General features: G+C 72.6%; 21 protein-coding genes. 13 read left to right on the top strand and 8 right to left on the bottom strand.

All coding sequences use genetic code 11. The annotated features are described in order from the left end of the window. Positions 1–21: 21 nt before the first annotated feature. From GBN72_RS23925 to GBN72_RS23910, 4 genes are all read left to right on the top strand, one after another. On the top strand, positions 22–789 hold the full coding sequence (locus GBN72_RS23925) for a MerR family transcriptional regulator (RefSeq protein ID WP_151773958.1): 768 nt from the start codon (positions 22–24) through the stop codon (positions 787–789). A 136-nt stretch (positions 790–925) separates the two neighbouring features. After that, positions 926–1,924, top strand: a complete 999-nt coding sequence (locus GBN72_RS23920; RefSeq protein ID WP_151773957.1) for an ATP-dependent DNA ligase — start codon at positions 926–928, stop codon at positions 1,922–1,924. 172 nt (positions 1,925–2,096) lie between these two features. Next, on the top strand, positions 2,097–3,032 hold the full coding sequence (hemC, locus tag GBN72_RS23915) for a hydroxymethylbilane synthase (RefSeq protein WP_151773956.1): 936 nt from the start codon (positions 2,097–2,099) through the stop codon (positions 3,030–3,032). A gap of 282 nt (positions 3,033–3,314) precedes the next feature. Next, complete coding sequence (locus tag GBN72_RS23910) at positions 3,315–4,145, top strand: SigB/SigF/SigG family RNA polymerase sigma factor (RefSeq protein ID WP_151773955.1); 831 nt, start codon at positions 3,315–3,317, stop codon at positions 4,143–4,145. A gap of 131 nt (positions 4,146–4,276) precedes the next feature. Here GBN72_RS23910 and GBN72_RS23905 read toward each other — a convergent pair whose 3' ends face one another. Next, positions 4,277–4,693 carry an ANTAR domain-containing protein gene (locus GBN72_RS23905; protein WP_151773954.1) on the bottom strand — a complete coding sequence of 139 codons (417 nt, stop codon included), beginning with the start codon at positions 4,691–4,693 and terminating at the stop codon, positions 4,277–4,279. 295 nt (positions 4,694–4,988) lie between these two features. Here GBN72_RS23905 and GBN72_RS23900 point away from each other — a divergent pair, with 295 nt between their 5' ends. After that, positions 4,989–5,831: a VOC family protein gene (locus tag GBN72_RS23900; protein ID WP_151773953.1), complete on the top strand. Its 843-nt coding sequence runs from the start codon at positions 4,989–4,991 to the stop codon at positions 5,829–5,831. A 98-nt stretch (positions 5,832–5,929) separates the two neighbouring features. Here GBN72_RS23900 and glgX read toward each other — a convergent pair whose 3' ends face one another. Continuing rightward, positions 5,930–8,089, bottom strand: coding sequence for a glycogen debranching protein GlgX (glgX, locus tag GBN72_RS23895; RefSeq protein WP_151773952.1), 2,160 nt, complete (start codon positions 8,087–8,089; stop codon positions 5,930–5,932). Continuing rightward, positions 8,086–8,610 (bottom strand): pep a2, encoded by a 525-nt coding sequence (locus GBN72_RS23890; protein WP_151773951.1) that lies wholly within the window; start codon positions 8,608–8,610, stop codon positions 8,086–8,088. Before GBN72_RS23890 ends, glgX begins: the two co-directional genes overlap by 4 nt. Positions 8,611–8,862: 252 nt before the next feature. On the opposite strand from GBN72_RS23890, the gene GBN72_RS23885 reads away from it, so the two are divergent. The 5 genes from GBN72_RS23885 to glgB are packed head-to-tail and all read left to right on the top strand — an operon-like array spanning position 8,863 to position 16,717. Then, positions 8,863–9,183 (top strand): DUF5133 domain-containing protein, encoded by a 321-nt coding sequence (locus tag GBN72_RS23885; RefSeq protein ID WP_151773950.1) that lies wholly within the window; start codon positions 8,863–8,865, stop codon positions 9,181–9,183. Between the two features lie 59 nt (positions 9,184–9,242). Beyond that, positions 9,243–11,255, top strand: coding sequence for an alpha-1,4-glucan--maltose-1-phosphate maltosyltransferase (locus tag GBN72_RS23880; RefSeq protein WP_151773949.1), 2,013 nt, complete (start codon positions 9,243–9,245; stop codon positions 11,253–11,255). Further along, complete coding sequence (gene treS, locus GBN72_RS23875; protein WP_151773948.1) at positions 11,252–12,970, top strand: maltose alpha-D-glucosyltransferase; 1,719 nt, start codon at positions 11,252–11,254, stop codon at positions 12,968–12,970. Before GBN72_RS23880 ends, treS begins: the two co-directional genes overlap by 4 nt. Positions 12,971–12,995: 25 nt before the next feature. Continuing rightward, positions 12,996–14,360 carry a maltokinase N-terminal cap-like domain-containing protein gene (locus GBN72_RS23870; protein WP_151773947.1) on the top strand — a complete coding sequence of 455 codons (1,365 nt, stop codon included), beginning with the start codon at positions 12,996–12,998 and terminating at the stop codon, positions 14,358–14,360. 8 nt (positions 14,361–14,368) lie between these two features. Further along, positions 14,369–16,717 (top strand): 1,4-alpha-glucan branching enzyme, encoded by a 2,349-nt coding sequence (gene glgB, locus GBN72_RS23865; RefSeq protein WP_151773946.1) that lies wholly within the window; start codon positions 14,369–14,371, stop codon positions 16,715–16,717. Positions 16,718–16,799: 82 nt separating this feature from the next. Here glgB and GBN72_RS23860 read toward each other — a convergent pair whose 3' ends face one another. After that, positions 16,800–17,036, bottom strand: coding sequence for a DUF6480 family protein (locus GBN72_RS23860; RefSeq protein ID WP_151773945.1), 237 nt, complete (start codon positions 17,034–17,036; stop codon positions 16,800–16,802). Between the two features lie 218 nt (positions 17,037–17,254). On the opposite strand from GBN72_RS23860, the gene GBN72_RS23855 reads away from it, so the two are divergent. After that, on the top strand, positions 17,255–17,695 hold the full coding sequence (locus tag GBN72_RS23855) for an ATP-binding protein (RefSeq protein ID WP_151773944.1): 441 nt from the start codon (positions 17,255–17,257) through the stop codon (positions 17,693–17,695). A gap of 104 nt (positions 17,696–17,799) precedes the next feature. Here GBN72_RS23855 and GBN72_RS23850 read toward each other — a convergent pair whose 3' ends face one another. Genes GBN72_RS23850 through GBN72_RS23840 form a run of 3 tightly spaced genes read right to left on the bottom strand, consistent with a single transcriptional unit; the run spans position 17,800 to position 19,565 of the window. Continuing rightward, positions 17,800–18,264 carry an ATP-binding protein gene (locus tag GBN72_RS23850; RefSeq protein ID WP_151773943.1) on the bottom strand — a complete coding sequence of 155 codons (465 nt, stop codon included), beginning with the start codon at positions 18,262–18,264 and terminating at the stop codon, positions 17,800–17,802. A 19-nt stretch (positions 18,265–18,283) separates the two neighbouring features. Next, positions 18,284–18,706 carry a DUF5133 domain-containing protein gene (locus GBN72_RS36080; protein ID WP_151773942.1) on the bottom strand — a complete coding sequence of 141 codons (423 nt, stop codon included), beginning with the start codon at positions 18,704–18,706 and terminating at the stop codon, positions 18,284–18,286. A 4-nt stretch (positions 18,707–18,710) separates the two neighbouring features. Further along, on the bottom strand, positions 18,711–19,565 hold the full coding sequence (locus tag GBN72_RS23840; RefSeq protein ID WP_151773941.1) for a SigB/SigF/SigG family RNA polymerase sigma factor: 855 nt from the start codon (positions 19,563–19,565) through the stop codon (positions 18,711–18,713). A gap of 470 nt (positions 19,566–20,035) precedes the next feature. On the opposite strand from GBN72_RS23840, the gene GBN72_RS23835 reads away from it, so the two are divergent. Both GBN72_RS23835 and GBN72_RS23830 read left to right on the top strand, forming a co-directional pair. Continuing rightward, on the top strand, positions 20,036–20,920 hold the full coding sequence (locus tag GBN72_RS23835; protein WP_151774188.1) for an RNA polymerase sigma factor SigF: 885 nt from the start codon (positions 20,036–20,038) through the stop codon (positions 20,918–20,920). 182 nt (positions 20,921–21,102) lie between these two features. After that, a complete protein-coding gene (locus GBN72_RS23830) occupies positions 21,103–22,425 on the top strand; it encodes an MFS transporter (protein ID WP_439959808.1) in 1,323 nt (440 codons plus the stop codon). 74 nt (positions 22,426–22,499) lie between these two features. On the opposite strand, the gene GBN72_RS23825 is transcribed toward GBN72_RS23830, so the two are convergent. Continuing rightward, complete coding sequence (locus tag GBN72_RS23825; RefSeq protein WP_151773940.1) at positions 22,500–22,946, bottom strand: cyclic nucleotide-binding domain-containing protein; 447 nt, start codon at positions 22,944–22,946, stop codon at positions 22,500–22,502. Positions 22,947–23,141 lie beyond the last annotated feature (195 nt).

Genomic DNA, 23,141 nt, shown 5'->3' with positions numbered 1-23,141 from the left:
ACGAAAGGCGACGCCGCGGCCATGGACGAGGAGTGGTCGATCACCCGGCTGGCGAAGGCCTCCGGGGTGACGGTGCGGACCCTGCGGCACTACGACGCCGTGGGCCTGCTGCCCGCGGACCGCATCGGCGCGGGCGGGGTCCGGCACTACACGACCGCCTCCGCCCTGCGGCTGCAGCGGATCCTGCTGCTGCGTGGTCTCGGACTCGGTCTGTCCGGGATCGCCGCGGTCGTCGACGAGGAGAAGGACGCCGCCGAGGCCCTCCGCGCCCACCTCACCGGGCTGCTCGCCGAGCGCCGGAGGGTGAACCGGCTGGTGGAGACCGTGGCGGCGACCATCGCGCATCTGGAAGGGGAGAGGGACATGGCACTCGAGGACCTGTTCGAGGGGTTCGACCCGGCACGGCAGGCGGTCCACGAGGCCGAGCTGGTGGACCGGTTCGGCGACGACGCCCGGCGGCACATCGAGGAGAGCCGCCGCCGCACGGCCGGCTGGGACCGGACGCGGGCCGGCGAGGCCGTCGCCGAGTACGAGGCGGTGGAGGACGCGGCGGTGGAGCTGATCGGGGCGGGCGTCGCCCCGGACGACCCGCGGTCCGTGGAGCTCATGGACCGGCAGTACCGGGCGGTGTCGGCCTTCTGGACGCCGAACCGGGCGTCGTTCACCGGTCTGGGCCGGATGTACGCGGACTCGCCGGAGTTCCGGGCGCGCTACGACGCCAAGCACCCGCGGCTGGCGGACTTCCTGTGCGACGCCATGGCCGCCTACGCGGTGCAGCGGCTCGCCTGAGCGGGACGGCGGCCCGCGCGGCACCGGTACGGCCGCGCACGGGCCGGTGGAGCACGGGCCGGTGGGGCATGGGCCGGCCGGGGGAAGCGGGCCGGGCCTCCGCTTGGCCGCGCCGCCCGCGGTGGAGAACTCTGCCGTGACGCTGCCACGGATCTCCCCCATGCTCGCCACCCCCGGCCGGCTGCCCCCCGCGGCGCAGGACGACCGGTGGGCCTACGAGACGAAGCAGGACGGCCAGCGCGCCGTGGTCTACACCGAGGGTGACGGCACCCTGACCGTGCGCGCCCGCTCCGGCGAGGACATCACCGCCGCCTACCCGGAGCTGGCCCCGCTGGGCCCCGCCCTCGGCGGATCCGCGGCGGTGCTCGACGGCGAGATCCTGGTCCTCGACGACCGGGGCCGCGCCGACTTCCAGGGGCTCCAGTCGCGCATGGGACTGGCCCGCTCCCCCGCCCTGGCGGCCCGCCGCGCGGCGACCGCTCCCGCGCACCTGGTGCTGTTCGACGTGATGCACCTGGACGGCCGCTCCCTGCTGCGGCTCCCCTACGCGCACCGCCGCCGGGAGCTGGAGGCGCTGGACCTGGCCGGGCCGTACTGGTCGACGCCCGCGGCGGTCGTCGGCCACGGGGAGCAGGCGCTGGCCCTCACCCGGGAGCACGGGCTGGAGGGACTGGTCTGCAAGCGGCTGGACTCGCGGTACGAGCCGGGGGTGCGCTCCCGTGCGTGGATCAAGATCCGGCACATGACCGGGGTGGACGTGGTGGTGGGCGGCTGGCTGCCCGGCAGGGGGCGGCTCACCGGGCTGCCGGGCGCCGTGCTGATGGGCCAGCGCGACGAGGAGGGCCTGCTGCGGTACGTGGGCAGTGTCGGCACCGGCTGGAGCGAGGGGGAACGCGCCGACCTGGCCCGCCTGCTGGCCGCCGCGGCGACCGGCGTCTGCCCGTTCACCCCGGCCCCCAAGGCGCCGGGGGCCCACTGGGTGGTCCCGAGGCTGGTCGGCGAGGTCCGCCACAGCACCCGGACCCGTGCGGGCCTGCTGCGCCAGCCCTCCTGGCTGCGCCTGCGGCCGGACCTCGCCCCGGAGGAGTCCTCGGCCGACCTCCCCGCCGGCACGGAGCCCCCTCCCGGCGCGTGAGGCGCGGACGGAGCGGACGGCACGGACGGCTCGGGCCGTCCGGTGTCCCCCGTGGTCCCGGATACGCCGGTGTCCCCGGTGTCCCCGTGCACCCGGGGACACCGCAGCACGCACCCACGCCACGGGCGTCCGTGGGGTCCACGGGGCCCTTGTTGACGGCTATCGTGGCCCCATGTCGGCTCCTGAGATCGTCCGCATCGTCTCCCGCGACTCCCCCATGGCCCTCGCCCAGGTGGAACGGGTCCGCGCCGAACTGGCCCTGCACCACCCGTCGACGCGCACCGAGGTGGTCCCGGTGAAGACGACCGGTGACAAGTGGATGGGCGAGCTGTCCCAGGTGGAGGGCAAGGGTGCGTTCACCAAGGAGGTGGACGCGGCGCTGCTGGCCGGCGAGGCGGACCTCGCGGTCCACTGCGTGAAGGACATCCCCGCCGACCGCCCGCTGCCCGCCGGTACCGTCTTCGCCGCCTTCCTGCGCCGGGACGACGTCCGCGACGCGCTGGTCCACCCCGGCGGCCTCACCCTCGACGAGCTCCCGCCCGGTACCCGGATCGGCACCTCCTCGGTGCGCCGGGTGGCCCAGCTGGCGGCCTCGCACCCGCACCTGACCTGTGTGCCGATGCGGGGCAACGCCAACCGGCGGCTGGAGAAACTGGCGGCGGGCGAGGCGGACGCGCTGATCCTGGCGGTGTCGGGGCTGGAGCGGATCGGCCGGACCGACGTGGTCGGCGAGGTGCTCTCCACCGAGACGATGATGCCGCCGATCGGCGCGGGCATCCTGGCCCTCCAGTGCCGTGAGGAGGACACCCGGCTGATCGAGGCGGTCGCCCCGCTCGGCGACCCGGACACCCACCGGGAGGCCGCCGCGGAGCGGATGTTCCTGCACGTCCTGCAGGGGCACTGCAACAGCCCGATCGCCGGTTTCGCCCGGGTCGACCGCACCGGCGAGCTCTCACTGCGGGCGTGCGTCTTCACCCCGGACGGCAAGACACGGCTCAACGCCCACGAGTGGGCCGGGCCGCTGGACCCCGCGACGCTGGGCACCTCGGTCGCCGTCACCCTGCTCCGCCAGGGCGCCCGGGAACTGATCGACTCGATCGACCACTGACGACCGTCCTCGGCCGGCCGTCGTCGACCGACGACGGCCGCCTCCGGGCGCCCCGGCCTCGACGCCCCGGCCCCGGCGCCACCCGCGCGCCTCACGTCACGGACGATGCGTCTGATTTGTTTGGGTTCCTCCGTTAGAGGGAATTCCTCCTCCAGTGCTTCGGACAGGAGGCACGGCCGCGGGAGACGGGTCTGCACGGCCCTCCCGGCGTCCCGGACCTGTCCGTGAGCGCGCCTCTCCCGCGGTGACCGCCCTGCCGGCCCAGCCGAGGGAGGTGCCCGTATGCCGGCCACCAGCACCACCAGCACCACTCGCACCAGGACCACCCGGTCCCGTGGTCATCCGCACGACGACGCCCCGGACACCGCGGCGGCCTTCGCCCGCCTGGCGTCCCTCCCCGAGGGTCCCGAGCACCGCGCCCTGCGTGACGACCTGGTCCGCGCCTGGCTCCCCATGGCCGAGCGGATCGCCGTCAACTTCAGGGGACGCGGTGAGGCCCTGGAAGACCTCTACCAGGTGGCGGCGCTCGGCCTCGTCAAGGCCGTCGACCACTACGACCCGGCCCGCGGCTGCGCCTTCGAGTCGTACGCGGTGCCCACCGTCACCGGTGAGATCAAACGCCACTTCCGTGACCATCTGTGGACGCTGCACGTGCCCCGAAGGGTCCAGGACCTGCGCAACCGGGTCCGGCGGGCGGCGAAGGAGCTGTCCCAGACCACCCAGGGCCGCTCGCCCACCGTCCCCGAGATCGCCGCGTACACCGGACTGACGGAGGACGAGGTGCGCACCGGCATGGAGGCGCTGGAGTGCTTCCACGCCCTCTCGCTGGAGGCGGAGCTGCCCGGCACCGAGGGGTACGCGCTGGAGGACGCGCTGGGGACCGTGGAGACCGGTTACGACCTGGTGGTGGACCGGGTGGCGGTGCGGCCCTGCCTGGAGGCGCTGTCCGAGCGGGACCGGGTCATCCTCTACCTGCGGTTCTTCCGCGGAATGACGCAGAGCCGGATCGCCCAGCAGCTGGGCATCTCCCAGATGCACGTGTCACGGCTGCTCAGCGGCTGTTTCGACCGGCTGCGCGAGGAGCTGGACGCGACCGGGGAGGAAGGGTGGTGAGCACCGTCCGGCGGACGCCTCCGGCCACCGGCCGGGGCGCGTCCCGGCGAACGGCAGCCGCCCGGCCTGGCGGCCGGGCGGCTGGGACGGGCTCACTGCCGAACCGTCCCGGGAGCCGTTCGAAAGCGAGCTCAGTGACCGGAGTGACCGGGCCCGGCGGCGTTGAAACGCGGCCGGGCCGCGGGACGGCCGGGCGGGGCGTGGCGGCGCAGGGCCTCCTCGAGGGCGGCCCGCACCTCCGCCGGGAGGTCGCCGGTCCGGGCCCAGAGCAGGATCATCTCGGCGACCTGGCGCAGCTTGACGTTGGTGTGCTGGGAGACCTCCCTGAGCACCGTCCAGCCCTGGTCGGGTGTCACCCGTCCGAGGGCGACCACGCTGCCGATCGCCTGGTCCACCACCGCGTGGGAGGTGACCGCCTCCTTGAGCTGGGCGACCTCCACCTCGAGGGCGAAGACGCGGTCGGTCTCGGCCCCGGGTACGTTCGCCGGCGGGGGAACCGCCCGCGTCCCGTCCCGTTCGCTGTCACCCGGACGGCCCTCCGTACGCATAGTGACCTCCGGCGTCCGTCGTAGGCTCCCGCGGGATCCTCGGGCTCCTCTACATCGTCGCCATTCGTCCCGCCGCCTGCCACCGCAGGGGCCTCCGTCGGCGGGAGGGCCTCTGACCGCCGGCGGGCACTCCGCCGGCGGGCGCTCCCACGGCGGCCACCGTTTCGGCCGAACGGCCCGGGTACTCGACAGGCACCGGCGCGAGGTCCGGCCGGACACTGGTGTCGGACGTGCGCGCGCCGGCCCCTCGCCCCAGGCGCCCCTTACTCCAGGACGTGGGACTGCCATGACTGCCATGAACGACGACAGCACGCCCCCCGGCACCCTCGCCGGGCGGCCGCGCTCCACCCGCACCATCTCCGGTGCTCCCGGCTGGGTGAGCCTGACCAGCCACGATCTCGCCGCGACCCAGAAGTTCTACACCGCCGTCCTGGGGTGGGAGTGGCGCTCGATGCGACTGGGCGACCCCTTCCGGGTGGCCCAGGTCGACGGCGTTCCCGTCGCCGGGGTCGCCGCCGTGGCGGGCATGTGGCAGATGGCGGTCAGCTGGACGGCGTACTTCGCGGTGGAGAGCGCCGACCAGACGGCCTCCCGGGTCCAGGAGCGCGGCGGCACGCTGGCCGTCGGCCCGCTCTCGCTGCCGCCCGGCCGCGCCGCCCTGCTCGCCGACCGGGACGGCGCCACCTTCGGCATCTGGGAGGGCGAGATCTTCGGGGCCTGGGAGGCCTGGCGCAAGGCCTCACCGGTCCTCATCCGCCTGCACACCCGGGACGCCTTCGACTCCGCGATCTTCTACGGCGAGGTCCTGGAGTGGGCCTCCGGCCGCCCCGGGGGCTGCGAGGTCCAGTACGACGGCGAGGAGGTGGTCGTGGTCAGCAGCGGTGAGGAGGTGGCCCGGATCGAGTCCGGTGCCCTCGGCGCCGCGCCCGACCCGACGATCCGGCCGCACTGGCAGGTCCACTTCGCGGTCGAGGACGTCCTCGGCTGCACCCGCGCCACCCAGGCGCACGGCGGCTCGGTGCTGCGCTCGACGGACCGCGAGGCAGTGCTGCGCGACCCGGAGGGCGCCCTGTTCACCGTCTACCACCGGCCCACCGGACCGCTCGGCGGCATGCGGCCCCCCGGCGCCCGGTCCTGACCGGGGCGACGGCGGCGTTCGGCGCGGCGGCGCCCCCGACCCGGGGCGCCGCCGCCGCTTCCGTCCGGGATCCGCCGGCCCGCCGGCCCGCCGGCCCGTCAGCCCGCCGCGGAATCCGTCGCCGGGGGCCGCGACAGCACCACCAGGCTGCGCGACTCGACGACGAGTTCGGTGCCGGCCTTGTGCTCGGACTCGTCCGGCATGCCCTGCGGGTCCGCCGTGTCGACCAGCGCCGTCCACCGCTCGCCGTAGGCGGCCGACGGCAGCCGGAAGGCCGTCGGCTCCCAGTGGCTGTTGAAGAGCAGCAGGAAGGAGTCGTCCACCACCCGCTGTCCGTAGGAGTCCCGTTCGGCGATGGCGTCGCCGTTGAGGAAGACCCCGAGCGCGTGCGCGCCGCAGCGGTGCCAGTCCTCGTCGGCCATCTCGGCGGCGTCCGGCAGCAGCCACACCAGGTCGGGCAGCGGCCGTCCCTCGCGGACCGGGGTCTCGCCGCGGAAGAAGCGGCGCCGCCGCAGCACGGGGTGTTCGCGGCGCAGCGAGATCAGGCGGCGGGTGTAGGCGGTCAGCTCACGCTGCTCCGGGCCGAGGCCGCGCCAGTCGATCCAGGAGATCTCGTTGTCCTGACAGTAGGCGTTGTTGTTGCCGCGCTGGGTGCGGCCCAGTTCGTCGCCGTGGCAGATCATCGGGATGCCCTGGGAGAGCAGCAGGGTGGCCAGGAGGTTGCGCTGCTGGCGGGCGCGGAGTTCGAGGATGCCCTCGTCGTCGGTCCCGCCCTCGACGCCGCAGTTCCAGGAGCGGTTGTGGCTCTCGCCGTCGCGGTTGTCCTCGCCGTTCGCCTCGTTGTGCTTGTCGTTGTACGACACCAGGTCGCGCAGGGTGAAACCGTCGTGGGCGGTGACGAAGTTGATGCTGGCGCGCGGCCGGCGGCGGTCGCGCTCGTAGAGGTCGGAGGAGCCGGTCAGCCGGGAGGCGAAGTCGGCCAGGCTGTCGTCCTCGGCCCGCCAGAAGTCGCGCACCGCGTCGCGGTAGAGGCCGTTCCACTCCGACCACAGGGGCGGGAAGTTGCCCACCTGGTAGCCGCCGTCGCCGAGGTCCCACGGTTCGGCGATCAGCTTGACGCGGCTGATCACCGGGTCCTGCTGGATGAGGTCGAAGAACGCCGACAGCCGGTCCACCTCGTGGAACTGCCGGGCCAGGGTGGCCGCCAGGTCGAAGCGGAAGCCGTCGACGTGCATCTCGGTCACCCAGTACCGCAGCGAGTCCATGATGAGCTGCAGCACGTAGGGGTGACGCATCAGCAGGCTGTTGCCGGTGCCGGTGGTGTCGTAGTAATGCGCCCAGTCACCGTCGACCAGGCGGTAGTAGGAGGCGTTGTCGATGCCGCGGAAGGACAGGGTGGGTCCCTTCTCGTTGCCTTCCGCCGTGTGGTTGTAGACCACGTCGAGGATGACCTCGAGTCCGGCCTCGTGGAGCGCCTTCACCATCGCCTTGAACTCGTTCACCTGTTCACCGCGGGTGCCGCGGGCGGCGTACTCGTTGTGCGGGGCGAAGAAGCCGATCGTGTTGTAGCCCCAGTAGTTGGTGAGTCCCCTGCCCTGCAGGACGCCGTCCTGCACGAACTGGTGCACCGGCATCAGTTCGACCGCCGTCACCCCGAGGGTGGTGAGGTGTTCGATCACCGCGGGGTGGGCGAGGCCGGCGTAGGTGCCGCGCAGCCGGGGCGGCACCTTGGGGTGGGTGCGGGTGAGGCCGCGGACGTGGGTCTCGTAGATGACGGAGTCCGCGTACGGCCGTCCGGGTGAACGGTCGTCGCCCCAGTCGAAGTAGGGGTCGGTGACCACGCCGAGCATGGTGTGACCGCCGCTGTCGGACGACGACCGGCCGCGCGGGGCCCGCTCGTAGAGCGAGGGGTGGTCGTCGGGCATGCCGTCGACGGCCCGGGCGTAGGGGTCCAGGAGCAGCTTCCGCGGATTGCAGCGGTGCCCGAGGGAGGGGTCCCAGGGGCCGTGCACCCGGTAGCCGTAGCGCTGGCCCGGTCCCACACCGGGCAGGTAGCAGTGCCAGACGAAGCCGTCGACCTCGTGGAGGGTCACCGTGCGGTGCGAGCCGTCGTCGTCCACCAGGACCAGGTCCACGCGCTCGGCGACCTCGCTGAAGAGCGCGAAGTTGGTGCCCTGGCCGTCGTAGGTCGCGCCCAGCGGACTGGGGCGCCCGCTCCACACGGGCGCCCCAGCGCTCTCGGTCCCGCGCGCCGTCACCGCGTCACCACGCTCTCGTGCACGGCGGCGGCCACTTCGGGCGGCGCGCAGCCCCTGAGGGCCGGCACCGGCTCGGTCTCCCGCGGCAGGTCGAGGGCCTCGGTGACCAGCGGGTCGGGGCCGACCGGCACCAGCGGCACCCGTTCCCCGGAGCGGGCGCGCCGGGTGAACCAGATGATCCGGCCGGCGCCCGTGTCGCACCAGCCCCAGCCGTCGCTGTGCGCGGCGATGTGGGTCAGGCAGGGGCGCAGTTCCAGGTCGGGACGGAGATTGCGGTCGTTCTGGCCGACCGCGGTGATCAGGTGCTGACCGTTCCACCACATCTCGATGGAGGTCTGCTTGTCGGTGGCGTGCTCGTCGATGGCGCGCAGCAGCACCTCGGCGCCGCGGCGGACGGGATCGACGAGGTTGTCGAGGCTCCAGAACCGGAGGTGTGCGGCCAGGATGCGGCCGACCTGGTCGACCCGTTGCGGACCGACCTCCACGTCGAGGTGGTAGTAGCAGGGCACCGCTGTCTTCATCGTCGTTGGCTCCTCACGGGCGAAGCTCCTCGCCTCCTCGTGCCACTTGGCGGACACGAGCCCCCGAACACGAAGCGTGAGTGTTGTTCGCTTCAGAGTCATCTTCAGAGTGAGAGTCTTACGCCGTTCGTGCAACCCGGGGCGACTCCTGCGGTCGTTGAAGCCCCAACAAGACGCTGCGTGGTCCCATGTGCACCATGGGTGACAAGCCTGCCCAGGAATCGTCCGAAGCATCGAGAGGGGGCCCGCCCCATGCTGCTCCCGGCCAAGGCCGAAGTGGTCCGGCATCTCAGCCGGTACCGGGCCTGGGAACGGGTGATGCTCGCATCTCCCGCCGACCCGGTGGTGCGCCACCGCTTCGAGGACTCGGGCTACAGCTTGTGCGCCCTGATGGGCAAGCGCTGTGCGCGCGAGGCGGCCGACGCCGCCGACCGGTATCTGCGCTCCGGTCTTGTCTCCTACCTGCGGGAGGAGCGGCGCGAGGCGCCACCCCTGCTCCGCGGGCGGCGGGCCTCCGGCCGGACGGGCCGGCGCGGCCCGCCGGGCGGGCGCCGTTCGCCCGCGGGCCGCTAGGCACCACCGGCCCCGCCCCGATTCCTCTCCGGCATTCCGATCACGTCGAAGGCAGAACCATGAAGCGACCCCAGGCCATCGGCCGCATTCCCGTCCGCGACGTCCGTCCGGCGGTCGAGTGCGGCAGACGTCCGGCGAAGGCAGTGGCCGGCGAGACCTTCGAGGTCACGGCGACGGTGTTCCGCGAGGGCCATGACGCGGTCGGTGCCAATGTCGTGCTGAGGGACCCCGACGGACGACCGGGCGCCTGGACCCCGATGCGGGAACTGGCCCCGGGGACCGACCGGTGGGGCGCCCTGGTCACTCCGGACCGGACGGGCCTGTGGACGTACGCCGTGGAGGCGTGGAGCGACCCGGTCACGACCTGGCGGCGGCACGCCCGTATCAAGATCCCGGCACGTATCGACGTGGGGCTGGTGCTGGAGGAGGGCGCCGAGCTGTACGCGCGCGCCGCGCGCCGGGTGCCCAAGGGGCCTGCCCGGGACGCGGTGCGGGCCGCGGCCCGGGCGCTGGGCGACGACCGGCTGCCGGTGGACGAGCGGTTCGCGGCCGCCTTCGACCCGGCGGCCGAGGAGGCGCTGGAGCGGCATCCGCTGCGCGAGCTGGTGTCGGCCTCGCGGCCGATGCCGCTGCTGGTGGAGCGGGAGCGGGCCCTGTACGGGGCCTGGTACGAGTTCTTCCCCCGCTCCGAGGGCGCGGTCGTGCCCCGGGACCAGGACGGTCCGCCGGTGAGCGGCACCTTCGCGACGGCGGCCGAGCGGCTGCCCGCGATCGCCGCGATGGGCTTCGACGTCGTCTACCTGCCGCCCATTCACCCGATCGGGAGAACGCATCGCAAGGGCCCGAACAACACGCTGACGGCCGGCGAGTGGGACGTCGGCGTTCCGTGGGCGATCGGTTCGCAGGAGGGCGGTCACGACGCGGTCCACCCGGACCTCGGGACGATCGAGGACTTCGACGCGTTCGTGGCGAAGGCCTCGGAGCACGGTCTGGAGATCGCCCTGGACTTCGCCCTCCAGTGCTCGCCGGACCATCCGTGGGTGGAGAAGCACCCGGAATGGTTCCACCACCGTCCCGACGGGTCGATCGCGTACGCGGAGAACCCGCCGAAGAAGTACCAGGACATCTACCCGGTCGCCTTCGACCAGGACATGCCGGGCCTGGTCGACGAGACGGTCCGCGTCCTGCGGTTCTGGATGGAGCACGGCGTCCGCATCTTCCGCGTGGACAACCCGCACACCAAACCCGTGGTCTTCTGGGAGAAGGTGATCGGCGAGATCAACGCCGCCGACCCGGACGTGATCTTCCTGGCGGAGGCCTTCACCCGCCCGGCGATGATGGAGACGCTCGCCCAGATCGGCTTCCAGCAGTCGTACACCTATTTCACCTGGCGCAACTCCAAGCGGGAACTTACCGATTATCTGAGCCAGTTGTCGGGTGAGTCGGCGGCCTTCCTGCGGCCGAACCTGTTCGTGAACACCCCGGACATCCTGAACGCCTACCTCCAGCACGGCGGCCGACCCGCCTTCGAGGTGCGCGCGGTGCTGGCCGCCACCCTCTCCCCCGCCTGGGGCGTCTACGCCGGCTTCGAACTCTGCGAGGACACGCCCGTGCGGGAGGGCAGCGAGGAGTACCTGGACTCCGAGAAGTACCAGCTCCGGCCGCGCGACTGGGAGGCCGCCGAGCGCGAGGGCCGCACCATCGCCCCGCTGATCGCCGAGCTCAACGCCATCCGGCGCCGCCATCCCGCGCTGCACCGGCTGCGCAATCTCCATTTCCATCCGACCGACAACGACGCCGTCATCGCGTTCAGCAAGCGGGAGGGCGACGACACGGTCCTGGTGGTCGCCAACCTCGACCCGCATCACGCGCAGGAGGCGACGGTGCGCCCGGACCTGCCGCGGCTGGGACGGGAGTGGCACGAGTCGGTGTCCGTCCGGGACGAGCTGACGGGCGAGACGTTCCGGTGGGGCGGCGCGAACTACGTCCGTCTGGAGCCCGGCGTCCGGCCGGCCCATGTCTTCCACGTGGAAGGCCTCCACGTCCAGGCCGGAGGGACCGCAGCGCCATGACCGTCAACGACCCCGTACCGGACACGTTCGAGGACACCCCCGCCCGCGACCGGGACCCGGACTGGTTCAAACGCGCCGTCTTCTACGAGGTGCTGGTCCGCTCCTTCCAGGACTCCAACGGCGACGGCGTCGGCGACCTGAAGGGCATCACCGCCAAGCTGGACTACCTCCAGTGGCTCGGCGTGGACTGCCTGTGGATCCCGCCCTTCTTCAAGTCCCCGCTGCGTGACGGCGGTTACGACGTCTCCGACTACACCTCCGTACTGCCGGAGTTCGGCGACCTCGCCGACTTCGTGGAGTTCGTCGACGCCGCCCACCAGCGGGGCATGCGCGTGATCATCGACTTCGTCATGAACCACACCAGCGACCAGCACCCGTGGTTCCAGGAGTCCCGCAAGGACCCCGACGGCCCCTACGGCGACTACTACGTCTGGGCCGACGACGACACCCGCTACGCCGACGCGCGCATCATCTTCGTCGACACCGAGACCTCCAACTGGACCTACGACCCGGTCCGCGGCCAGTACTACTGGCACCGGTTCTTCGCCCACCAGCCGGACCTCAACTACGAGAACCCGGCCGTGCAGGAGGAGATCCTGGCGGCCCTGCGCTTCTGGCTCGACCTCGGCGTGGACGGCTACCGCCTGGACGCCGTCCCCTATCTCTACGCGCAGGACGGCACCAACTGCGAGAACCTGCCGGCCACCCACCAGTTCCTCAAGCGGGTGCGCAAGGAGATCGACGCGCACTACCCGGACACCGTGCTGCTCGCCGAGGCCAACCAGTGGCCGGAGGACGTCGTCGACTACTTCGGCGACTACTCCGCCGGCGGCGACGAATGCCACATGGCCTTCCACTTCCCGGTCATGCCCCGCATCTTCATGGCCGTCCGGCGGGAATCGCGCTACCCGGTCTCCGAGATCCTCGCCAAGACCCCCGCGATCCCCGAGAAGTGCCAGTGGGGCATCTTCCTGCGCAACCACGACGAGCTGACCCTGGAGATGGTCACCGACGAGGAACGCGACTACATGTACGCGGAGTACGCCAAGGACCCGCGGATGCGGGCCAACATCGGCATCCGCCGCCGTCTCGCGCCGCTCCTCGACAACGACCGCAACCAGATCGAGCTCTTCACCGCGCTGCTGCTCTCCCTGCCCGGATCGCCCGTCCTGTACTACGGCGACGAGATCGGCATGGGCGACAACATCTGGCTCGGCGACCGCGACGCCGTGCGCACCCCCATGCAGTGGACCCCGGACCGCAACGCCGGATTCTCGCCCTGCGACCCGGGCCGCCTGTACCTGCCGACCATCATGGACCCGGTCTTCGGCTACCAGGTCACCAACGTGGAAGCCTCGATGAGCTCCCCCTCGTCGCTGCTCCACTGGACCCGCCGGATGATCGAGATCCGCAAGCAGAACCCCGCCTTCGGACTCGGCACCTACACCGAACTCCCCTCCTCCAACCCCGCGGTGCTCGCCTTCCTCCGCGAGTACGAGGACGACACCGTCGTGTGCGTGCACAACTTCTCCCGCTTCGCCCAGCCCACCGAACTCGACCTGAGCGCCTTCGAAGGACGCCATCCGGTCGAGCTGTTCGGCGGAGTCCGCTTCCCGGCCATCGGCGAACTGCCGTACCTGCTGACCCTGGCAGGCCACGGCTTCTACTGGTTCCGGCTCGTCCGAGTCGCACCCCGCGCCAGCCGACGACTGTGAGCCTGAGCCCGCGAAAGGACACGCCATGACGAAGACAGCACCGCTCCGCACCGCCCGCCCGGTCGCCGCCGAGCCCATGGCCTCCCTCAAGGGGCTGTTGCTCGAGTGGCTGCCCCAGCAGCGCTGGTTCGCGGGCAAGGACCGGCCCGTGACGGATCTGAAGCTGCTGTCCATGACGGAGCTGCACCCGGGCTGCCTGCACCTGCTGGTGCACGCCGAGCACACCGGCCCTCCCACCCCGGGCGTCTCCCGTCCCGGCGACTGCTACCAGCTGCTGCTGGGGGCCCGGCGGGAGCTGCCGCCCCGGCTGGCGGAGGCGTTCATCGGCCGGGCCGGCTCCGGCCCGCTGGCCGGCCTGGCCGTCTACGACGCGCTGCGCGAACCGCGCTCCGCGGCCCTGCTGCTCGACCGGCTGCGCCACCCGGGCACCACCGGGCCGCTCAGCTTCGAGCGGGACACCAGCGTCTGCCTGCCGGCCGGTCTCGCCCCCCGGCTGCTCGCGGCCGAGCAGTCCAACACCTCGCTGGTCTACGGCGACCAGTACATCCTGAAGGTGTTCCGCCGCATCCAGCCCGGCATCAACCCCGACTGGGAGGTGCCGTGGGCGCTGGCGCGCACGGGCTGCACCCGGGTTCCGGCGCCGACCGCCTGGTTCCGCACCTCGCAGCCCTTCGAGGCGACCCTCGGCGTCCTCCAGCCGTTCCTGCCCTCCGCGACGGACGGCTGGACGCTCGGTCTCAACGCGCTGGCCGCCGAGAACGACTTCACCCGTGACGCCTACGCCCTGGGCCGGGCCACCGCCGAGGTGCACCAGGCGCTGGCGGCCGCCTTCCCGCGCGGGCCGCTCGGTCCGGAGGCGGCCCCGCAGAAGGGACGGCTGGCGCAGGAGATGACCGAGCGGCTGCACGCCACCGCGCGTGCCGTCCCCGACCTGCGGCCCTACGTGCCGGGGCTGTCGGCGGCGTTCGCCTCTCTGGAGGCGGACCGCCCGGCCCAGCGCGTCCACGGCGACCTGCACCTGGGCCAGGTGCTGCGGGCCGGCAGCGACTGGTTCGTGATCGACTTCGAGGGCGAGCCCTCCCGGCCCCTGGCGGAGCGACGCAGCGCCCAGTCCCCGGTGCGGGACGTGGCGGGCATGCTCCGCTCCTTCGACTACGCGGCCCGCACCCGCCGGCCGTGGCACCCCGAGTGGGCCCGGCACTGCCGTGACGCCTACTGCGCGGGGTACGCGCGCGGCTCGGGGTGGGACCCCCGCGACGAGCCCGGCGTACTGCGCGCCTATGAGACGGACCGGGCGGTGTACGAGGTGCTCTACGAGGCCCGGCACCGTCCCGACTGGCTCCCCGTTCCGATGGCAGCAATCCGGCGTCTCGCCGTTCTAGGAGGCTGAACCCGACCATGGCACTGCGTGAGACCGCTCCCCCCGAGCCGTCCGCCCCCCGGCCCGGCGCCACCGCCGCGGCCGCCGCCCCCGCCGAGGCAGGCGGTGGCGGGGGCCCGGCCGGCGCCGGCCGGGCCCCCGCCGCCCGGACCAAGCGGCGACGGGCCTCGGCCCCGGTGGTGCGCAGGCCCGTCGTCCCGGGGGCGCCGCCCGCGCCGCCGATGGACCCGGGCGACCGCCACCGGCTGCTCTCCGGCTGCCACCACGACCCGCACGCCCTGCTCGGCGCCCATCCGGTGGCGGAGGGCGTGCGCTTCCGTGCCCTGCGGCCCGGGGCGCGGGGGGTCAGTCTGGTCCTCGACGGCGGACGGCACGTGCCGCTGAACGACGAGGGCGACGGCCTCTTCGGCGGCCTGCTCGCGCTGGAGGCGATTCCCGGGTACCGGCTGCACCTGGTGTACCCGGAGACCGAGGTCGAGACCGAGGACCCGTACCGGTTCCTGCCGGCGCTGGGCGAGTTCGACCTCCACCTGATCCGCGAGGGCCGGCACGAGCAGCTGTGGAAGGCCCTGGGCGCGGAGCCCATGGTCCACCAGGGGGTGACCGGCACCCGGTTCTCGGTCTGGGCGCCGAACGCCTCCGGGGTCCGGGTCGCGATGGACTCCACCTTCTGGGACGGCTCGGCCTTCCCGATGCGTTCGCTGGGCGCGTCCGGTGTGTGGGAGCTGTTCCTGCCCGGCGTCGGCGAGGGCGCCCTCTACAAGTTCGAGATCGCCACCAGCTACGGCACCCGGCTGCTGAAGGCCGACCCGATGGCCCGTCGCACCGAGTGCCCGCCCGCCACCGCCTCGGTGGTGACCGCCTCGCACTACGAGTGGGGCGACCGGGAGTGGATGGCGCACCGCGGCGACGTCCCGGTGCACGAGGCGCCGTTCTCGGTGTACGAGGTGCACCTGGCCTCCTGGCGGCCTGGGCTCACCTACCGGCAGCTCGCCGAGCAGCTGCCCGCCTATGTCAAGGAACTCGGATTCACCCATGTCGAGCTGATGCCGGTCGCCGAGCACCCGTTCGCCCCGTCCTGGGGCTACCAGGTCACCGGCTTCTACGCCCCGACCGCCCGCCTGGGCACGCCGGACGACTTCAAGTACCTGGTCGACAGCCTGCACCGGGCCGGCATCGGCGTGATCATGGACTGGGTGCCCGCGCACTTCCCGAAGGACGACTGGGCGCTGGCCCGGTTCGACGGCTTCCCCCTGTACGAGCCCGGCAACGAGATGCGGGCCGAGCACCCGGACTGGGGCACCTTCGAGTTCGACTTCGGCCGTACCGAGGTGCGCAACTTCCTGGTGGCCAACGCGGTCTACTGGTGCGAGGAGTTCCACATCGACGGCCTGCGGGTCGACGCCGTCGCCTCCATGCTCTACCTGGACTACTCCCGCGAGGACGGGCAGTGGCAGGCCAACGAGCACGGCGGGCGGGAGGACTGGGCGGCGGTCCGCTTCCTGCAGGAGATGAACGCCACCGTGTACCGCCGCAACCCGGGCGTGGTGACGATCGCCGAGGAGTCCACCGCGTGGGAGGGCGTCACCCGGCCCACCGAGAGCGGCGGCCTCGGCTTCGGCCTCAAATGGAACATGGGCTGGATGCACGATTCGCTGGAGTACATCGGCCACGAGCCCGTGCACCGCAAGTACCACCACCATGAGATGACCTTCTCGATGATCTACGCCTACAGCGAGAACTACGTGCTCCCCATCTCCCACGACGAGGTGGTGCACGGCAAGCGCTCGCTGGTCTCCAAGATGCCGGGCGACTGGTGGCAGCGGCGCGCCAACCACCGCGCCTACCTGGGATTCATGTGGGCCCATCCGGGCAAGCAGCTGCTGTTCATGGGGCAGGAGTTCGCGCAGGGCGACGAGTGGAAGCTGGAGAACGGTCCCGAGTGGTGGCTGCTCGACGCGGCGTACGGGGCCCGGGCCGACCACGAGGGCGTACGGGACCTGGTGCGCGAACTCAACGCCCGGTACCTGGGCACGCCCGCGCTGTGGCAGCGGGACACCGACCCGGCCGGATTCCGGTGGGTGGCCTGCGACAGCGCCGACGACAACCTGCTGGCCTTCGTCCGGTACGGCCACGACGGCGCGCCGTTGCTGTCGGTCAGCAACTTCTCCCCGGTGGTCCGTCACGACTACGCGCTGTGGGTGCCCGAGGAGGCCGGCGGCTCCTGGCGGGAGACGCTCAATACCGACGACCTGCGCTTCGGCGGCAGTGACGTCCGCAACGAGGGGACGGTGGAGCGGCAGCAGGACGGCTTCCTGCGCATGACGGTGCCGCCGCTGGCCACCGTCTGGCTGCGGCCGGTCTGACCCTCGCCCGGAAGGGCCGGGCGGTCGGACGCCGCCCGGCCCCTCCGCCGCCCGGCCCCGCTTCGGGAGACGGGTTCGCCGCTCAGTTCCACACGCCCACGGCGTAGCCGATCAGGCCGACCGCCACCAGCAGGACGACGAACAGGATCAGCGCGAGGGGCCCCTTGGCCCACCCCTTGGGCGGGTTGTGGGTGGTCTCCTGCGGTCCGGCCTCGGGCATGCTGCTCTCCGCGGGCGGCGTCTCGCCCGGCGGGACTCCCCCGCCGGGCTCCAGGCCGGTGGTACGGGACGGGTCCGGATCGGGATTCGAGTAACTCATGGGCGCCGGGTTCCCCGGCCCATCGTACCGGAACCGTCCCCTCCGCTTCACTCGCACGCCGCCTCCCGCGCCGTCCGGCGTTCATCCCCCGCGCACCCGTCGCGGGACGCATCCCACACCTCACCGGTGCGCGTAGCCTCCTCCCCTCCGGGAACAAGCAACGAAGGAAGAGGAAGACTGCGCGACAGCACCGCGCCCGACGGGCTGGGGAAGGCGACATGGCATCCGAGCCGCGCGGGGACGACGCGCTTGCCCACCACGACGAAGAGGTACACCGCCTGACGGCCGCCTTCCCCGGCGAACTGCCGGACGTGACGGACGCCAGGCTCGCCGCCGAGGAGTTCCTCCGGGTGCTGACCCGGTCCTCCCCTCCGTCGGCGCCCGAGCACTGGGACGACATCCTGCTGGTGGTGACCGAGCTGGCCGCCAACGCGATCCAGTACGCGCCCGGCCGGTTCGAGCTGCGGATGCGCCGCACCTTCGACGGTGTCCACGCCATCCTGAGCGACACCAACCCGGAACCGCCGGCCCCCCGGCCCTTCCAGCCCAGCCGGGGCGGAGGCGGGATCGGCTGGCACCTGGTGCACACGCTGTCCGACCAGGTCAGCGTGGTGCGGCGGGAGGACGGCAAGGACATCCACGTGTTCCTGCCCTGGTGAGACACCCGACACCCCCGGAGCCACACACCCCGAGGCACCCTCACCCCGAGGCACCCGGAGGCACCTGGCGGGGCCGGTCCCGCAGGACCGTGGGAAGCGTCGCGTCAGTCCTCGCGCGCCGAGGTCAGCGGGATCAGCGCGCTGACGGCCTTGCCGCCCTCCGGCAGCCGCTCGACATGGATGTCGCGTGCCAGCCGGTGGATCAGCGGCCACCCGTAGCCACCCGGAGCGGCCCGCTCCAGATGCGCCTCCCCCTCGGGGAAGGGTCCGGGGGAGGTCACGGCGTCCGGTACCCGGTCACTGGCGTCCCGGACCACCACCCGCACGCCCACGGCCTCGGGCCGCGCCTCGAAACCGGTCAGGCCGCCGCCGTGCCGGACCGCGTTGGACACCAGCTCGGAGACGACCAGGCGCAGATCGACCAGGGCTCCCTCGGGTGCCCTGCGGAACGGTGTCTCCCACTCCTCCCGGACCACCGCGACGGCGTAGGCGCGGGCCGCCGAGGCACTGGCCACGGCGGCCCGCGGCCGCTCGCGGACGGGGTGGGCGCCGTTCCGGCGGCCGTTCACCGCGCCCTCACCACGCCGCTCATGACGCCACGGGCTCGCCGCCCTCGGCGACGAGACGGCGGCCTCCGCCCCGGATCCGGCCCGCGGCCACCCGCCCGGCGCCGCTCTGGGGCATCCCTGAGGCCGGCAGCCCCGACGACGGCAGTCCCGAGGCGGGCAGTGCCGAGGCGGGCAGTTGTGCCGAGGCAGGCAGTCCCGCCTTGGGCACCGCGCCGGCGGGCAGCCCGCCGGCCGCCGGGCCGGGGCCCGGGCCGGCGAGCATGCGCCGCGCGGCGGCCAGCGCCGCGCGGACGTCACGGGTACCGGTGGAGACACACAGGGTGTAGGCCAGGTCCTCGGACCGCCTGCCGGTGCGCGGACCGCCCCGCTCGGCCTCCTCGGCGAGCAGCGCGTGATACTCGTCGACGAGCTTGCGCAGGGTCGCGGGGTGGGGCGTCAGCATCGGCCTACTCCTTCGCGAAGGCGGTTCGCAGGCCCTGGCCGAGGGCTTCCTCCCGTACCCGCGCACAGCTGCGGCTGATCAGCCGCGAGACGTGCATCTGGGAGATGCCCAGCCGGTCGGCGATCCGGTTCTGTGTCATGTCCTCGAAGAACCGCATGTAGAGGATGGCCCGCTCCCGTTCCGGCAGCCGGCGCAGCCCTTCCTTCGCCGCCTCCCGGTCGACCACCACGTCGTACGCGGAGTCGGAGGAGCCGAGGGTGTCGGCGAGGCTGTAGCCGTCGTCGTCGGAGGAGAGTTCGGCGTCCAGGGAGAGGGTGCTGAAGCTCTCCAGCGCCTCCATGCCGGTCGCGACCTCGTCCTCGGTGAGCCCGGCGTACTCGGCGATCCGCGCGGTGCTCGGTTCCGGGCTGCCGGGGCTCTGGGTGAGTTCGCGCCGCGCCACCCGCACCTTGTTGCGCAGTTCCTGCACCCGCCGCGGGACCCGCAGGGCCCACATCCGGTCGCGGAAGTGGCGCTTGATCTCGCCCGTGATGGTGGGGACGGCGTAGCTCTCGAACGCGCCGCGGGAGGGGTCGAACCGGTCGATGGCCTTGACGAGTCCGAGCGCCGCGACCTGCCTGAGGTCCTCGACGGATTCACCGCGGTCGCGGAACCGGCTGGCGATGCGGTGGGCCATCGGCAGCCACGCCTCGGTCAGCTCCTCCCGCACGGCGTCCCGCTCCGGCCCGTCCCCGAGTCCGGCGAGCCGGGCGAAGGCGGCCGCGGTGTCCGGCGCGTCGTCGTGCGACCTTCGGCCTGAGGCCCGCTGTGCCGTGGTGTGCGAAGTTTCGGAGCGACTTGTCGACATATCGATGACCATGCGATTGAGCTCCTGAGCAGTGGGGGGTCAGGGAACTGCCGCGGAAACGCTGCCCACGGTCGCCGGGAAGGTTTCGGATGCCGGGCGGTGGCGCCGTTCCGCGGCGCGTTTATCCGGCCCGAAGCACGAAACCCCACCTGCCCCAGGGGTCGAACGGCAAACGCCTCGATCTCCAATATTGTGACTGTCGCCACCTCACCGCGCACGCGGGCGGCTCCCGCGCGGCGTCGGCCCCCTGCCGACTTGCGGTCACTTCGAGCGAAAGCGCTGGTCAGCCCTTGATGAGATCCGCTTCACAGAAAAGTTTTCCTTCGGGTGGAGTAGGAAGCGAAGCTCGGGGCAGGCGAGCGTTGTCACCGAGCACAGGGGTGGCACGCAGCTACGAGGACGAATACGGCGTGTACCAGGATCTGTTCGACGACGACCTGTACGGCGTGTTCGAAGACTGCAGACGATCAGAGAGGAACAGCATGGCAGCCGTGACCGCGGGAGAGGCAACGACCACGGCGCAGTGGGAGGTCCGGACCGAGGAGACGACCGCGGGACTCCCGTACATCGAGGACCCGTCGGCCGTGGCCCCCCGGGACGCCCGGGAACTGTCGCGTGAGTTCCTGAACCGCCTCGCCGTGCTGGAGGAGGGCACGCCGGAGTACCAGTACGCCAGGAACACGCTCATCGAGATGAACCTGTCGCTCGTCCGGTACGCCGCGTCCCGCTTCCGCGGCCGCGACGACTCGATGGAGGACATCGTCCAGGTCGGCACCATCGGCCTGATCAAGGCGATCGACCGGTTCGAGCTGACCCGCGAGGTCGAGTTCACCTCCTTCGCGGTCCCCTACATCGTGGGGGAGATCAAGCGCTTCTTCCGCGACACGAGCTGGGCCGTCCATGTCCCGCGCCGCCTGCAGGAGGCGCGTGTGGAGCTGGCCCGGGCGACCGAGGAACTGCGCAGCCGGCTGGGCCGCACCCCGACCACCCGGGAGCTCTCGGAGCTGATGTCGCTCCCGGAGTCCGAGGTCGTGGAGGCCCAGAAGGCGTCCAACTGCTACACCTCCTCCTCCCTGGACGCCGCGCTCACCCGCGACGGCGGCAACGACGGCGAGGCGGTGCTGGCCGACTTCATCGGCGCCGAGGACGCCTCGCTGGAGCTGGTGGAGGACTTCCACTCGCTCGCCCCGCTCATCGCCGAGCTGGACGAGCGCGACCGCCAGATCATCCACATGCGCTTCGTCGAGGAGCGCACCCAGGCGCAGATCGGCGAGGAGCTGGGCATCTCGCAGATGCACGTCTCCCGGCTGCTGAGCCGGATCATCAAGAAGCTCCGCAAGGGCCTGCTCGACCCCTCGGTGGCCTGAGCCCCCACCGCACGGCTCTCCCCTCACCTGCCTCATCCGCGGACCGGCGTACGCAGCGGTCCGCGGATGAGGCAGGATTGCGTCGTACCGATAGTTGTACGAAGCATCGAGAGAGTGCGCGGTAGTACGTGGACACGAGCAGTCGAAGCGGCGTCGAGGATCGCGACGAAGCGGACAGCACCCTGGCGGACGGGGCGCCGCCGGCGGAGGGGACGAAGCGGGCGGCCGCCGAACCACCGGGTGAGCACCCGGCGCCGGCCGCCGCGGACCGCGGGTGGCGCCGGTTCGCCATGGACACCCGCCCGCTGCGCCGGCCCGCCTACCGAAGGCTGTGGTCGTCCACGATCGTGACCTCGGTGGGCAGTCAGCTCACCGCCGTGGCGGTCCCCAAGCAGATCTACGACATCACCGGCTCGTCCGCCTGGGTCGGGTACGCCAGCCTGGCCGGACTGGTGCCGATGGTGGTCTTCGCGCTGTGGGGCGGCGCGGTCGCCGACAGCGTGGACCGGCGCAAGCTGCTGCTGGTCACCAACGCCGGCATCGCTGTCACCTCTGTGCTGTTCTGGGCCCAGGCCGCGGCCGGGCTGGGTTCGGTCGCCGTGCTGATGGTGCTGCTCGCCCTCCAGCAGGCCTTCTTCGGGCTGAACGCGCCGGCGCGGACCGCCTCCATCGCCCGGCTGGTGCCCGCCGCGGAACTGCCGGCGGCCAACGCGCTGGGCTCCACGGTGATGCAGACGGGCCTCATCGCCGGGCCCCTGATGGCGGGGGCGCTGATACCCGTCGTCGGCCTGCCCGAGCTGTACCTGATCGACGCGCTGGCGCTGTGTGCGACGGTGTGGGCGGTGTGGCGGCTTCCGGCCCTGCCTCCGCCGGCCAACGGGCGGGCGCCCCGGCGGGCCGGGGTGCGGGAGGTCGTGGACGGTTTCCGGTACATCGGCATGCAGCAGGTGCTGCTGCTGTCCTTCGTCGCCGACATCATCGCCATGGTCTTCGGCATGCCGCGGGCACTGTTCCCGCAGATGGCGCAGGAGACCTTCGGGTCCTACGGCCCGGACTACGCCCTGGGGCTGCTGTTCGCCGCGATCCCGGTCGGGGCGGTGATCGGCGGCCTGTTCTCCGGCACGTTCTCACGCGCGCGGCGGCACGGGTGGATGGTGATCGGCTCGGTCGTGGGCTGGGGCCTCGCCGTGATCGGTTTCGGGCTCACCTCCAATCTCTGGGTGGCCGTCGCCTGCCTCGCGGCGGGCGGGGTCGCGGACATGGTGTCCATGGTCTTCCGGGGGGCGATCCTGCTGTCGGCCGCGACGGACGAGATGCGCGGGCGGATGCAGGGGGTCTTCACGGTGGTCGTGGCCGGCGGGCCCCGGCTCGCGGACGTCCTGCACGGCACGGCGGCGGCCGGGGCCGGGACCCGGTGGGCCGTCGTGGGGGGCGGGGCGCTCGTGGTCCTTCTGACGCTGGGACTCGCCGTGGTCACGCCTGCGCTGCGCCGTTACCGCGTCTGACGCCGCCGGGCGGCCCGGAGCCCGCCGGGACCCGCCGCCCGCGCGGGCGGGCCTCCGGCGGCGGCGTCACGGGGTCAGTGGCGGGCGTGCTGGAAGGACTCGAGGAGCTGGCCACGGGTTGATTCGAGACGGAAGGCGAGGATCTCGGCGACGATCCGCATCAGGGAGAGACCGAGGCCCACGTCCTCCTCGGAGAGCTCCAGCACGGAGGCCGCCTCGAACTCGTAGGCGCGGACCGGGCTGAAGGCCACCGCCCCGAAGTCCCACTCGTGGGGCGGGAACAGCCAGGACCACCCCAGCAGGTCCCCCGCCCCGAGGCTCGCCACCGTCACCCGGCGCAACTGCGTGACCTGCTGGTACAGGTCGACACGCCCGGAACGCACCACCCAGAAGCGGTCGGCGACCCCGCCCTCCTCGAAGATCGGGGCGTCCTCGGGGAACGAGACCTCGCGCGCCAGGGTCATCAGCCGTTCCCTGCGTTCCGGAGTCAGCGCGGTCAGCAACTTGATCGGCTTGGTCATCACGGCGCTCCTGCCGGCCGGGCGGACACGGACACCCCTCCCCCACCCCTCCATTGTCAGCGGGTCCCCCCGAGGAGAGCACTTCGAACGGGTGAAGGGTCGGCAAAGCTGGTGAAGGCCCGGGGAAACCGGGGAAGGGGCGACGCCGGGCGAGCCGCGGGCGTCGTGGAGCAGGACCGCGCGGGGCGTGGAAGA

Source organism: Streptomyces abyssomicinicus (assembly GCF_008974245.1).
Taxonomy (GTDB): Bacteria; Actinomycetota; Actinomycetes; order Streptomycetales; family Streptomycetaceae; genus Streptomyces; species Streptomyces abyssomicinicus.
The sequence above is the reverse complement of the archived record's forward strand: the minus strand, read 5'-3'. Positions and strand labels throughout refer to the sequence as shown.

Excerpts from the sequence above, each read along its gene's own strand:
- GBN72_RS23925 (WP_151773958.1), top strand. The coding sequence starts at position 22 with ATGGACGAGGAGTGGTCGATCACCCGGCTGGCGAAGGCCTCCGGGGTG.
- hemC (WP_151773956.1), top strand. The coding sequence starts at position 2,097 with ATGTCGGCTCCTGAGATCGTCCGCATCGTCTCCCGCGACTCCCCCATG.
- GBN72_RS23910 (WP_151773955.1), top strand. The coding sequence starts at position 3,315 with ATGCCGGCCACCAGCACCACCAGCACCACTCGCACCAGGACCACCCGG.
- GBN72_RS23905 (WP_151773954.1), bottom strand. The coding sequence starts at position 4,693 with ATGCGTACGGAGGGCCGTCCGGGTGACAGCGAACGGGACGGGACGCGG.
- GBN72_RS23900 (WP_151773953.1), top strand. The coding sequence starts at position 4,989 with ATGAACGACGACAGCACGCCCCCCGGCACCCTCGCCGGGCGGCCGCGC.
- GBN72_RS23890 (WP_151773951.1), bottom strand. The coding sequence starts at position 8,610 with ATGAAGACAGCGGTGCCCTGCTACTACCACCTCGACGTGGAGGTCGGT.
- GBN72_RS23885 (WP_151773950.1), top strand. The coding sequence starts at position 8,863 with ATGCTGCTCCCGGCCAAGGCCGAAGTGGTCCGGCATCTCAGCCGGTAC.
- GBN72_RS23880 (WP_151773949.1), top strand. The coding sequence starts at position 9,243 with ATGAAGCGACCCCAGGCCATCGGCCGCATTCCCGTCCGCGACGTCCGT.
- treS (WP_151773948.1), top strand. The coding sequence starts at position 11,252 with ATGACCGTCAACGACCCCGTACCGGACACGTTCGAGGACACCCCCGCC.
- GBN72_RS23870 (WP_151773947.1), top strand. The coding sequence starts at position 12,996 with ATGACGAAGACAGCACCGCTCCGCACCGCCCGCCCGGTCGCCGCCGAG.
- glgB (WP_151773946.1), top strand. The coding sequence starts at position 14,369 with ATGGCACTGCGTGAGACCGCTCCCCCCGAGCCGTCCGCCCCCCGGCCC.
- GBN72_RS23860 (WP_151773945.1), bottom strand. The coding sequence starts at position 17,036 with ATGAGTTACTCGAATCCCGATCCGGACCCGTCCCGTACCACCGGCCTG.
- GBN72_RS23855 (WP_151773944.1), top strand. The coding sequence starts at position 17,255 with ATGGCATCCGAGCCGCGCGGGGACGACGCGCTTGCCCACCACGACGAA.
- GBN72_RS36080 (WP_151773942.1), bottom strand. The coding sequence starts at position 18,706 with ATGCTGACGCCCCACCCCGCGACCCTGCGCAAGCTCGTCGACGAGTAT.
- GBN72_RS23840 (WP_151773941.1), bottom strand. The coding sequence starts at position 19,565 with ATGGTCATCGATATGTCGACAAGTCGCTCCGAAACTTCGCACACCACG.
- GBN72_RS23835 (WP_151774188.1), top strand. The coding sequence starts at position 20,036 with ATGGCAGCCGTGACCGCGGGAGAGGCAACGACCACGGCGCAGTGGGAG.
- GBN72_RS23825 (WP_151773940.1), bottom strand. The coding sequence starts at position 22,946 with ATGACCAAGCCGATCAAGTTGCTGACCGCGCTGACTCCGGAACGCAGG.